This is a genomic window from uncultured Bacteroides sp. (assembly GCF_958445495.1).
GTDB lineage: Bacteria > Bacteroidota > Bacteroidia > Bacteroidales > Bacteroidaceae > Bacteroides.
This window is the reverse complement of sequence record NZ_CAUCSQ010000016.1, coordinates 84,699-97,436: the sequence shown is the minus strand read 5'-3', so window position 1 is coordinate 97,436 and position 12,738 is coordinate 84,699. Positions and strand designations below refer to the sequence as shown.

Here is a 12,738-nt window from a genome sequence, read left to right as displayed (position 1 = left end):
ATACAAAAAGTCGGAACATAAGTTTGTGTATGCATGGTTTGACAACAGTGAAAAGGTTCCTTATAATCGTGGGCAACACATGAGCGACTTACCTGACAGTATTGACATTGTTATATTAACTCATCCGGAAGAGTTAGTACCTTTCGAGAGAGAAGAAATAAAGATTTTAAAAGATAAAGGGACAAAAGTGGCTTATGCGATTAGTTATGATGATATCAAAGCTAAATATGACGAAGAGCAGATAACGGCTTCCCAAATACAAATGAAAGAAAGCCCAGAAAATACATTTGACGGCTTTCTGAGAGAAGAAGTAAAAAAGCAACTGACATATTCGGAAGCTTTCGATGGAATCATCACCAAATTCAATGGGAAAAACCCAAAATACATGACAGACGAGGATAAAGTATCCTACGAAGCAACTCAAGAAGTATTCTTTAATACAATATCTGAATGGAAAAAAGAAAACAAAAACAAATTTCTTTCTTTTCAAGGAAAGCCACAGAATATAATAAAGAAAGAGCAGTTGAGTCGTTTTCTCCACATTATAATAGAATTCTATCAAGTAACCGATGTGAATAAATTCTCTCTTACTATTCAGGATTGCCTAGAGCCGGGAGTACCTACTGACCGTTTTATAATGGCAGTTTCCACACCTTCTTTAGATTCCTCTGATACAACAGGTTATCTGGGAAAAGAGCTAGCTACCATTGAAACGGCTTACTGGATTACATCTATTTCTTCGGAATATAATAAATCTGGTATCGCAATTGATAATGTTCAGAATGATTATTATCAAACAAACGGTACTTACCGTAATGTAAAAGAAGTTATTAATATTATGAACCCAGCCCCCATCAAATAACTCAACTATCATGAAACTACAAAAATCATACAGTATTATATTGGGACTACTGATCAGTGTATTCACAGGATGCAACGATGACACAGAGAATTTTTCCAACAATATCTTCATGAGTTCCACTACTCCCGAAAATATCTTGGTAAAATCCAATATAGAGTCCGATGAACGGACTTTTCAGGTAGAAATGGCAAAGCCGGAAGCTACGGATGTAGAATTCACTATTAAAGTGGATCCTTCATTAATCTCTACGTACAAAGCGATTTACTATACAAATGACGTAGAAGAACTACCGGAGAAACATTACTTTCTTTCTACTACAACGGGAAAGATTCAGACCGGTAGCGTTATTTCAGCTCCAATTACCGTATCTTTTACAGAAATCAATCAACTAAATATTGATAAAGTATACATACTTCCTATCACAGTAAATAGTGCTAGTATCAATATTCTCGCGTCATCACGTACATTCTATTATGTATTTAAAGGGGCTTCACTTATCAACAAGGTGGCAAATATCAAAGAGAATAACATCTATGTAGACTGGAAAAATCCAGAAGTTGTTAATAACCTCAATGCATTAACAGCAGAAGCTCTGATCCGTCCTCACAGTTTCAACAATGCGATTAGTACGTTGATGGGTATTGAAGGAAAATTCTTATTCCGCTTCGGTGATAATGATATATCTAAAAACCATTTGCAGATTGCAGGAACTTCGTCACAGACCAATATTCACATTAACAGAGATGTGCCATTAGAAGAGTGGTTACATATCGCTATTACCTATGACGCAAGTGCAAAAAATTTAAAAGCTTACTACAATGGAGAATTAGTAACCGATAGCCGAATGGATATTGGTGCTATTGATTGGGGCATTCCTCACTCCGACGAATCTAACGGTAAACCACGCTGTTTCTGGATAGGCTACTCATATAATAATGAACGATGGTTAGATGCAGATATTGCTGAAGTACGAATTTGGAACCGCGTATTAAGTGAAGAGGAAATTAATGCACAGGATCATGCATATGATGTAGATCCTAATTCTCAAGGATTAGTGGCCTACTGGAAATTAAATGATGGTATTGACGAGATAAAAGATTATTCCGTAAATGGTAATAATGCAACTCCCTCTTCAAAATTAACCTGGGTAGACGTTTCTCTTCCCGCTAAAGAGGATTAATTATCAACAATTTTAATTAGAATTAAGTTATGAAATATACGAGATTTATCAAATCATCTTTTTGGATTGCGATATTAGCCTGTACGAGTAATCTATTTATTGCCTGCGAAGATGATATTACTATATCATCTGAAAACAAATCATTTGGCAATATAGAAGGTAACTTTGGCTATGTCAAATCTGCAGCCGGAGCAAAAGCCCTAACCTCCATAACTATTAATGGAGATAAACACGGTACTGGACACTTATATTTTGAACTGAATAAAGCTGCCAATAAAGATATTACGGTTACATTCAAAATCGACGAGTCAATTTTAAAAGCTTACAATCAAGCCAACGGAACCAACTATCCAATGTATCCGACAGATAAGCTTTCATTAGAAAATGAAGGAGTCACAACAATCTCGGCAGGGAAGCAAAAATCCTCATCTATTGAGTTAGATATTCAGTCCGGAGGAACAATAGGCACTACGTATGCAGTTGCAGTATCTGCAACTGCTTCAGACGGAATTGAGACTTCAAGCAATAATCAGTCCTATATCTATCTTGTAACTCCACAAGCTGCCCTGCCCAATACGGAGAAAGGAACAGTCAAAACAATTTGTTACATAGAGGTGAATAATGAGAATATATTGAATACAGGCGAATATACTATGGAAAACAGCGGGAAACCCTTTTTCGATATTGTCAATGTTTTTGCAGCCAATATTCGCTTAAATGAGGAAGGAAAACCATATGTATATTGTAACCCACAAGTAACTTTTGTTTTGGAGAATGCTGATAAGCTCATCCGCCCATTACAACAAAAAGGAATAAAAGTACATTTAACCATTTTAGGTGATCATACACCGGCTGGGATGAGAAGTTTGGGAGATGAAGCCGCTAAAGATTTTGCCAAAGAACTAAAATCCTATGTAGATATCTATGGATTTGACGGCATCAGTTTTGATGATGAATGGTCAAACTACGACCAAGTAGTAGGATATCCCGGTTTAGTGACACCTTCACAAGAACAATATAGCCGTCTAATTTATGAGTGCCGGCAAATAATGCCTGATAAACAACTGGGAATATATTGGTGTAAGCAAGAAAATGGTGGTGCTTCTATCAATTATCCTTTAGGAGAGGTCGAAGGTAAAGATGTAAATGATTTATTAGACTACACTGTTTATGGAAACTATAATTTATGGGATAAACTAGGTCACATTGACGAGGGAAAACAATGTCCTTATGCTATAAATCTAACAGAAGGAGGAAATCCCAACCCTGGATACCTAAATCAAATTAAAGACAGTTGGGGATATTTTGCTCTTTATAATTTACAAATATCCAAGAATTCTGAAACAATCATTAATCAGGTTGGAGAAACATTATACGAAGAGAAAGTTAATTGGACTGGACAAATATATGGAAGAACAGATTTTACATTTTCAGAAACAACAACCCGTATTAATTACAAATACTATCTTGGAGAATGGAATGTCACAGCAAGTTGTATTTCATGGGTAAATAATTCTTGGAATCAATGGGCAGGAAACATGAAATTCACAATAAAAATAGAAGAAAAAGTCAAAAATGAGTCCTATTATGTATATGGAATACAACCTTATGATCAAATTCTTAAAAAGTATCCACTAATTATGAACTATAATCAAGAAACTACTCAAATAAGTATTCCAATTCCACAAACGATTCATGAACCTGATGAAGAAAATCCTCTTTTATGGCAAATGAGTTATGCTACAATTGGCGATCCCAAAACTGCTAATACGTGGAAAAGAGTTGAAACAACTGGAAATATTATTGGAGCATTTTATAATGGCACGCTATATTTAGAAGCCAATGGAACAGCAAGAATGCAGACATTAATACCATTCTGCTCCAACGATAAAGGAAGCACTTGGCTATATTTGCATACAAACTTTACAGATAAACATCCTAAAGCAAGTTTCACATTAACTAGAAATTAAAAAATACAAGGCAACTACTTCATTGCAAGTCAGTTGCCTTTTTAATGCTTTGGATTCTCTTTGGTCTTCAACCAGTACTCAAATGCAGGATATTGAATTTCAATCACGTTTCCGAGCAATACATCAATTTTTTTTCCAAAGTCGCTTTCCGCAGTTTTTTTATATTAGCGGAAGTTCCCAATTTATATTAGTCAAAACTTCCTTAGAAGAAAAATTAGAAACTCCATCAGCAACAGCAAGCAGGGAATTTATCTGTTTAGGTGTCAATGTATCAATAATATTGGCAAACAATAGGCTTAATTGATCAATAAGACTATTGAAAGCCTCTTCAACATTTTTCTGCGTACAGCCGCTGTCCGGTGTACGAAACCACACTTACTTGCTAAGTTATTAGGTATAGTTAAGGATGATTTTCATCTTATCAACGATAAAACACAAAAGATCTGGCACCGGGAAAGACACCGTTCGGCACCGAAAAAGACATCGTTCCTTAGTGCCGAACTTTATAAGACCTGAAAGTCAGATCATTCCACCTGTTCTTTCGGATAATTCACCAGATATAATGTTTTTGCCGCACGGGTAAATGCTGTGTACAACCAGCGAAAATAATCGGGAGTCAGGTATTCATCCGTCATATATCCCTGGTCCAGAAACACGTTTTGCCATTGCCCGCCTTGTGCTTTATGGCAGGTCACCGCATACGCATACTTTACCTGCAATGCATTGTAATAGGGGTCGGCTTTCATCTTTTTCATCCGGTCACGTTGATTGGGAATATCTGTGTAATCCTCAAGAACGGTGTAAAACAGGCGGTCGTTATCTGCTTTCGGTAAGGCGGGAGCGTCTGAATGAAGCGTATCCAACAGTAAATTAGCGTCCAGTTCAAAATCATTCTGGTCGGGAAACCTAAGGGTTACCTCCGCAAAACGGAATCCATACATCTCACGGGTACGGCGGACACGGCGGACGACCGCTATCTCTCCGTTGGCAATAAAGTCCATTTCTTTATATTTTTCCGTCCAATAATAATTATTCTTGGCAATCATCAGCATGTCTCCCGCATTCAATTCGTCTTCACGCCAAAGGATTTGCATACGTATTCCTTTATTATACAGATTCGCACGCTTATTCGAACGGCAAACCACAATCGTCTCGTCCATGCCGTCACGCCCGTAACAGGTATTCAGCTCTTCTATCAACTCATTTCCGGGTACGACTTTTATATCTGGAAAACCTGTGACTTTTATCTTGGGTAATGAATAGCATTCGTCTGCCGCTATCAATTGCCTCAACTGTGTCGCATTCCATAAAATACCGGACTGCCGGACTTGGCGCACTACTTGCGTAAGGTTCATCTCGTGCACTTCAAGCCCGTATCCTTTCAATGCATCGGCAAACAGCGCAGGACTCAACTCCTCTCCCACTGGAGGAAGCTGCGCCGTGTCTCCCATCAGCAGGAGGCGGCAACCCTGACCAGAATAGACAAACTGTACCAAATCATCCAACAGGCGTCCCGTACCGAACGCACTCCCAGACAATCCTTCATTGGAAATCATCGAGGCCTCGTCAACAATAAATAACGTATTCGTAGCCAGATTGTCATTTATCGAAAAATTACCGGTATCATTGGAGAAAGATTTCTGTCTGTATATTTTCTTATGAATCGTGAAGGCCGGATGGCCGGCATACGCCGAAAAGACTTTTGCCGCACGTCCTGTCGGAGCCAACAATACGGATTTCTGCTGCAACTGGTCCATTGTCTTCACCAACGCTCCTACCAACGAGGTTTTACCGGTACCGGCATACCCCCGAAGGACAAATACCTCATCCGCCTGCACAGACAATAAAAACTCTGAAAGAGATTTTACAGCAATTTCCTGCTCTAAAGTTGGTTCATAAGGAAAATTTTCCTTAATTTGCCTTTCTAAATAGTTATTTATCATTTTTGTACGAGAAAAAAGTTCGAGGAACTATCGTATTTAAATTTATTTATTCTATTTTTGCGATGCGAATATAACAACTAAAAACATAATTTATCATGAAAACAGTATTTAATATTGTATTGGTGCTTTGTGCTGCTGCACTGATTTACATCTGTTACAACAGCATTATGGGTCCTATCAATTTTGAAAACGCAAAAAAAGACAGAGAAAAAGCAGTCATTGCCCGTCTGATTGACATCCGTAAAGCACAGCAGGAATACCGTATGTTACACCGCGGTATGTACACTGACAAATTCGACACGCTGATTGACTTCGTGAAGAATCAGAAGTTGCCGTTTGTTATGAAAATCGGACAATTGACCGACAAGCAACTGGAAGACGGACTGACCGAAAAGAAAGCAATGGCTATCATCAACAAAGCAAAGAAAACCGGCAGGTATGATGAAGTTAAAAAATGGGGACTTGAAAACTTCAAACGTGATACGATGTGGGTAGCGGTAATGGATACTATTTATCCGAAAGGATTCAATCCCGATTCTATGAGATATATCCCGTACGGAAACGGTGCACAGTTCGAAATGAACGTGAGAAACGATACTGCTAAATCCGGTGCTCCCGTGTTCTTGTTCGAAGTGAAGGCTCCGTATGAATCTTATTTGGGCGGTCTTGACAAACAGGAAATCATTAACTTGAAAGACGTTCAGAGCAAGTTAGGCAAATACTGCGGTCTGATGGTAGGTTCTATCGATACTCCGAACAATGGTGCTGGTAACTGGGAATAATGATTGATTTTACTAAATCAAAACAATATACTTTATCCATCCGTCTTAGTACGGATGGATTTTCTTTTTCTATCTACAGCCCGATTCACGACGACTCTTTATCTGTAATAGAAAAGGAGGTCGATACTTCTTTATCTCTCACAGCCAATCTCAAAACTGTCTTTCATGAATCGGATTTCCTCAACTATTCTTATAAACGGGTAAATATCATGATGGCGGGCAAACGTTTCACGATGGTGCCGGCCGATTTATTTGCGGAGGAGCAGGCTGAACTCTTATTTTATCATAACCATCCGAAACGGGAAAATGAAACGGTGATTTGTAATGTGCTGAAAAAGAACAATGCGGTCGTTATTTTCGGGATGGATAAGAGTGCATATTCTTTCCTGAACGAGCAATATCCCGAAGCCCGCTTTTACTCTCAATCGACTCCGCTCATTGAATATTTTTCCGTCAAAAGCAGATTGGGAAACAGTAAAAAGATGTATGTTTCCGTCCGTAAGGAAGGGATAGATGTTTATTGTTTCGAACGCGGGCATTTGCTTTTAGCCAATTCTTTTGAATGTAAGTGTACGGAAGACCGTATTTATTATCTGTTGTATGCCTGGAAGCAGTTGGAGTTCGACCAGGAACGCGATGAACTGCATCTGGCCGGGATACTTCCTGATAAAGAGGTATTGACAAATGAGCTAAAGAAATTCATCCAACAGGTATTTATCATGAATCCTGTAACTAACATTGATATGCAAGCTTTATTAACATGCGAATAATCAGCGGTATTTATAAAAGAAGAAGATTTGACGTGCCACGTACATTCAAAGCGCGTCCTACAACTGATTTTGCCAAAGAAAATCTATTTAACGTGCTCAACAATTACATCGACTTTGAGGAAGGAATCACTGCACTCGATTTATTTGCCGGGACGGGAAGTATCAGTATAGAGCTGGTGTCAAGGGGTTGTGGACATGTTGTCAGTATTGAAAAAGAACCGGCTCACTATGCATTTATCTGTAAGATTATGAAAGAGGTGCAAACCGACAAATGCATACCCATACGTGGGGATGTATTCAAATTTATCAACAACACCCGCGAACAGTTTGACTTTGTCTTCGCCGACCCTCCTTACGCCTTAAAAGAACTGGCAACCATACCGGAACTGGTTTTCCGGAATAATCTTCTTAAAGAGGGGGGGCTGTTTGTACTGGAACACGGAAAAGATAACAACTTCGAGGAAAATCCCCATTTTATCGAAAGGAGGATTTATGGAAGTGTAAACTTCTCTCTTTTCAAATAGGATTCCGATCGGATTGTATTTGCACATATATCAAGGGGGATTCCGCAAATGTCTTTATTTTAGGGATATTCATTAGAAGTATTTTATATTTTTCATCGAATCATCCTATCCGTCCGGTCTGTCCGGTTTATTCCGGTCTGTTGATTCATTCTCTCATATTGTCAAAGCAACGGCGCCAACAAGCGGACTACGGATTCCGCCGCTTTCTGCCTCCACGAGCGTTTTACCCAGTTTTTCAAAAAAATCTGCGTACATTCACGCTGGTCCTGGAGGAAGATTTCTTTCATTTCCAGCGCTGTCTCCACATCATACATGAAAGCATTCACTTCAAAGTTGTGTTCAAAACTACGAAAATCCACATTGGTGGAACCTACTGTAGAGAGCATATCATCAGAAACCATCAATTTGGAATGCAGGAATCCTTTTTTATAAAAATAGACTTTCACACCTGCCTGCATCACATCTGCCAAATAAGAACATGAACCTAAATGTGTAAGCCGGTTGTCTGCACGTTCCGGCAACATGAGGCGTATATCCACCCCGGATAACGCCGCATTCTGCATGGCTGCCAGAATTTGTTCCGTGGGCAGGAAATACGGGGTCTGCATGTAGAAATATTTCTTGGCATTCGCAATCGCTACTGTCAGCCCTTGCATAATTTCTTTCCAGGGACCGATAGGCTCGCTGGTAACTATTTGCGCCAATGAAGTCCCATAGGAGCCTATCTTCGGAAAATAACGGGAGGCTGTAATCAGTGTGCGGTCTACAAAATACCAATCGAGCAAGAATGCCGTTTGCAGACCGTGTACAGCCTTACCTTCCAACATGATGTGAGTGTCACGCCAAATTCCCCAAGAAAAACCGCGCATATAGCGTTCGGCCAGGTTCATCCCGCCGATAAATCCCACGCATCCGTCGATAACGACTATTTTTCTGTGGTTTCGGTAATTCACCCGACTGGTAAACAACGGGAAACGTACTTTCAGGAAGCTTCTCACTTCGATTCCGGCATTACGCATCTCTTCAAAAAAACGGTTGGGAACATGCCAGCAGCCTACATCATCGTAAATCACACGGACTTCGACGCCCTGTGATGCTTTTTCTATCAAGACATCTCTTACCAGGCGTCCGATGGCGTCATCTTCGAAAATGTAATATTCCATGTGGATATGCTGTTTCGCTTTCTGGAGTTCACGCAGCAATGATTGCAACTTGGTATAGCCTTCCGTATAAACAGAGACTCTGTTTCCTTCGAAGGGGAAAGCCTGATTGGTGTGCCGGAACAGTTGGATAAGGCGGAAATATTCATGGGGGACGTTGGAACAGTCTTGCGCCAGATATTCCGCCATGGGTTTCTTTAACAAGCGGTCGTAGCTTTTTCGACCGATAATGCGTTCCCTGCGCCGGCTCCGCCCAAAGAAAAAATAAAAAACAAGACCTACGATTGGCAGAAAAAGCAGTATAAGTATCCATGCCATTGTTTTCACCGGATTCCGATTATCAAGAATAATAATCACAATCGTACCGATTATGGCTCCGAAATAGAGTATATCAAAAGCTACCGTTGCAATCTGACTCACGATATAGTTCCAATCAATCATAGGAATTTCCTTTTATAAGGCTATATGACAACAAATATAGGGTAATTTATCGGATATACAAAAAGTCCCGGTGACAACTTGTTTTCATCATACCGGGACTTTGCCTGTCATTATTTGCCTTATTTTCTAAAAGTGCATCGGCCTCATACCACCGCGAGGACCACGCGGACCACGGGGCCCTCCTCCGTCGAAACCTCCGTGGCGCATGCCGCGGGCTTCTTTATTGCCAAACAGATTCAGGCGATAGGTAAAACGGAGCATACAGTAGCTGTTGATGCCATTGTATTCGGAAACGGAACGCATATCAGCGGTCAACGAACGGCTGATATTTGTCTGTTGTTTCAAAATATCATAGACTTCAAAACTAATAGTGGCCGCGTTACCTTTTAAGAAACTCTGTGCTATTTGCGCATTCCAGATAAGTTCGTTCTTATTCATACTGGCGTCACGGTAACCACGACGGGCATTATTGGTAATGTTAGTGGATATTGACATGGACCAAGGCAACATTATATTGGTGCTGGCTCCGTAACCGAAAGTATAGGGTTTTTGGTTATTTTCCGGACGCAGTTTGTTCCGTTCGAAGTTATATTCCATCGAACCGTTTACGGTGAACTCGAACCAGTCATTCCGGAATGTACCTCTTAAATCTTCTCCCAGAACCAGCGTAGTACTTGTGTTCTTATCATTATTCTTATTGTCTGAATTGTAAAGATAGGATACTGCGTTGGTATAGACTGCACGAGAAAAGGTATTAATGGTAAAGCGTTTATCTCTCAGCGCTCTATTATAACCGAACATGCCGAAGACATTCCAGTTGCCGTTGATATTTTCCGGTTGGGTTATCACTCCACCGTTTGACTCGTTATAACGTGTCACACTGCTTATGCTGTTCTGGGTCAGGGAGAAATTCACATGTGTCATTATGCCTTGCTGGATATCTGCATCATAGGTATTAAAGAATGCGCGCATGGTATGGGTAAACGCCGGCTTCAATCCCGGATTTCCCATGTGCACGTTCAGAGGGTTTGAGTTGTCCGTGATTGGCAAAAGGTTTTCCATACTCGGCTGGCTGCTGCGTCCCCGGTAATTGATTCGCAACTGGCTTACTTTAGAGAAGCGATAACGGAAATCAAGTTGAGGTGAGAAATTGAATACTGTTCTTACGGTATCGGTCATATAATCTCCTTTCTTATAAGAGAGGGATGATCTTTGCGGCTGGAATGACATACCTACGCTCAACTGGTATTTCTCACGGATAAAACGCAAGCTGGTCGTTATATCATGGTTATAATAATGGTATTCGGCATTTTTACCCAGACTGTCAACAATGTGAGAGGTGTATCCGCCGGGCAGGGGTTCGCCGAAATTCCATCCTAAATCATATAAGTCATAAGTACTCTTGTCGCTTTTACTGTATTTATACTGGAACTGATAACTGAACTGCAGGAATGTGGCACGGGCGATAGGTTCGCTATAAGTTACCTGGGCAGTATAGCTGTAGTTCTTTGTCGGCATGGTTATATATTGATCACGATGCAGAATGGAATCCTGGTCTAACTGGCCGGGAAGCTTGCTTTTCAACTGATAATAATGGGTCAGGGATTGGGAGTAGGTTTCGCTGTCATTGTCTCCATATCCGAAGGTGCCCCGGAAAGTTATGTTACGTCCTTTTGAATTAAGCCGTCTGTTCAACTGTAAGGTTGCATTGGCTGATATGTCGTTACTTTTTGACAAAGAATTACTATTGGAAGCATTGACGCGGATGTCTTTCAACGGGTCATCCAAAGAGGGGTCATCCAATGTGGTAAGATTCAGATAGTCATTAGGATTCGTTACGTAGTCAAACGGGTCTTTGTTGAAAGTTCCCGATTCGGAACCTGAGAATCCGTCTGTTTTTCCGTAAGAGAAGTTAGGACGGAAAATGATATTAGTCAATGTATCAGGTTTCCACTCCATGCGAAAGTCTGCTTTGAAACTGGTGTTTTTGTTACGGCTTTTACTATTGGAATTAGAATAAGAATTTCCATTTTGCAAAAAGCGTTCCGAATAATTGGTGGAAACAGCGTCCCTGTCACTGTAATTGTAAAGGGCGCTACCGCCTAGCTCCAATTTTTCAGTCTGGGTGGCAAAATTGGCTCCCAGCATCTTGGTAGCAGTCAGTCCGTTGTTATTCCGGAAACGGGGCCTTCCTCCGCCACCGGAGAATCCTTGGTCGTTTACGTTATTGGCGGAACCAATCAGTGAAAACTGGCTGTTATCTACAAAACGATTTAACATGATATTACTGGCATAGCGGTCTTCCGTGCCTGCAGCAGCGCTGACATTACCGAACCATCCTTGGTTCATTCCTTTTTTCACTTTCAAATCAAGCACGGTCTCTTCTTCTCCGTCGTCAATACCGGTAATACGCGCCAAATCTGATTTTTTATCGTATGTCTTCAGCTTTTCAATCATGTTGACCGGCAGGTTTTTCAATCCGGTTTTGACATCACCGCCAAAAAATTCTTTACCGTCCACCATTATTTTTTTCACTTCTTTTCCGTTTATCTTAACGTTGCCTTCATCGTCAATTTCCGCTCCCGGAAGTTTCTTGACAAGTTCTTCAAGCATGGCTCCTTCCGGGGTGCGATAGGCAGTGGAATTGTATTCCAGCGTATCTTCTTTTACAGTCACTTCCGGGGCGGCGGCCGTAATTACAGCTTCGCTCAGCATCACGGCATCCGGTTCCAACGAAATCGTACCCATTTTCTTGGAGGTCACTTTGTCGGACAATTGTACGGGAACGTATTTCGTTCGAAAGCCGATATAGGAAATCTTTAATATATATTTCCCTGCCTTCACTTTAGGAAGGGTAAACCACCCGCGGTTGCTACTGGCTATGCCGGCAGCGTAAGTACTATCGGGCAATGATAATAACTGGACGGTAGCTTGCGCTGCCGGCTCTTCAGTGTCTGACTCAACAACACGTCCCGAAACGGAAATCACCTTATTCTGTGCGAAAACGGAGAGGGTACACAGCAACATAAATGCCACCCCTGCTGAAAATCTGTTCATTTACCTTATTTACGATTATATTAGTAGCAATAACAATGTCTTTTTGACA

General features: G+C 40.7%; 9 protein-coding genes and 1 pseudogene. 6 read left to right on the top strand and 4 right to left on the bottom strand.

Going from position 1 to position 12,738, the window contains the following annotated elements; all coding sequences use genetic code 11:
- The 3 genes from Q5076_RS07730 to Q5076_RS07720 form a co-directional block, all read left to right on the top strand.
- Positions 1-862, top strand: an 862-nt coding sequence (locus tag Q5076_RS07730; protein ID WP_303012189.1) for a glycoside hydrolase family 18, incomplete at its 5' end; no start/stop codon positions are given.
- A 10-nt stretch (positions 863-872) separates the two neighbouring features.
- Complete coding sequence (locus Q5076_RS07725) at positions 873-2,042, top strand: DUF1735 and LamG domain-containing protein (RefSeq protein ID WP_303012188.1); 1,170 nt, start codon at positions 873-875, stop codon at positions 2,040-2,042.
- A gap of 29 nt (positions 2,043-2,071) precedes the next feature.
- On the top strand, positions 2,072-4,012 hold the full coding sequence (locus tag Q5076_RS07720; RefSeq protein WP_303012187.1) for a DUF1735 domain-containing protein: 1,941 nt from the start codon (positions 2,072-2,074) through the stop codon (positions 4,010-4,012).
- Positions 4,013-4,053: 41 nt separating this feature from the next.
- Here the strand turns inward: Q5076_RS07720 and Q5076_RS07715 are convergent.
- Positions 4,054-4,399, bottom strand: a pseudogene (locus Q5076_RS07715) (ATPase); the annotation flags it as partial.
- Positions 4,400-4,536: 137 nt separating this feature from the next.
- Positions 4,537-5,955 (bottom strand): ATP-dependent RecD-like DNA helicase, encoded by a 1,419-nt coding sequence (locus tag Q5076_RS07710; protein ID WP_303012185.1) that lies wholly within the window; start codon positions 5,953-5,955, stop codon positions 4,537-4,539.
- A 95-nt stretch (positions 5,956-6,050) separates the two neighbouring features.
- Here Q5076_RS07710 and Q5076_RS07705 point away from each other — a divergent pair, with 95 nt between their 5' ends.
- The 3 genes from Q5076_RS07705 to Q5076_RS07695 are packed head-to-tail and all read left to right on the top strand — an operon-like array spanning position 6,051 to position 8,031.
- Entirely contained in the window at positions 6,051-6,737 is a 687-nt protein-coding gene (locus tag Q5076_RS07705; RefSeq protein WP_303012184.1) for a hypothetical protein, read from the top strand.
- Positions 6,737-7,507: a DUF3822 family protein gene (locus Q5076_RS07700; protein ID WP_303012182.1), complete on the top strand. Its 771-nt coding sequence runs from the start codon at positions 6,737-6,739 to the stop codon at positions 7,505-7,507. The genes Q5076_RS07705 and Q5076_RS07700 overlap by 1 nt, the downstream gene beginning before the upstream one ends.
- Entirely contained in the window at positions 7,498-8,031 is a 534-nt protein-coding gene (locus Q5076_RS07695) for an RsmD family RNA methyltransferase (protein WP_303012180.1), read from the top strand. The genes Q5076_RS07700 and Q5076_RS07695 overlap by 10 nt, the downstream gene beginning before the upstream one ends.
- Before the next feature lie 161 nt (positions 8,032-8,192).
- On the opposite strand, the gene cls is transcribed toward Q5076_RS07695, so the two are convergent.
- The gene (gene cls, locus Q5076_RS07690; RefSeq protein ID WP_303012179.1) at positions 8,193-9,632 is read right to left on the bottom strand and encodes a cardiolipin synthase; all 1,440 of its coding nucleotides are present in this window, start codon (positions 9,630-9,632) and stop codon (positions 8,193-8,195) included.
- Positions 9,633-9,758: 126 nt separating this feature from the next.
- Positions 9,759-12,689 (bottom strand): TonB-dependent receptor, encoded by a 2,931-nt coding sequence (locus tag Q5076_RS07685; RefSeq protein WP_303012178.1) that lies wholly within the window; start codon positions 12,687-12,689, stop codon positions 9,759-9,761.
- Positions 12,690-12,738: the final 49 nt, after the last annotated feature.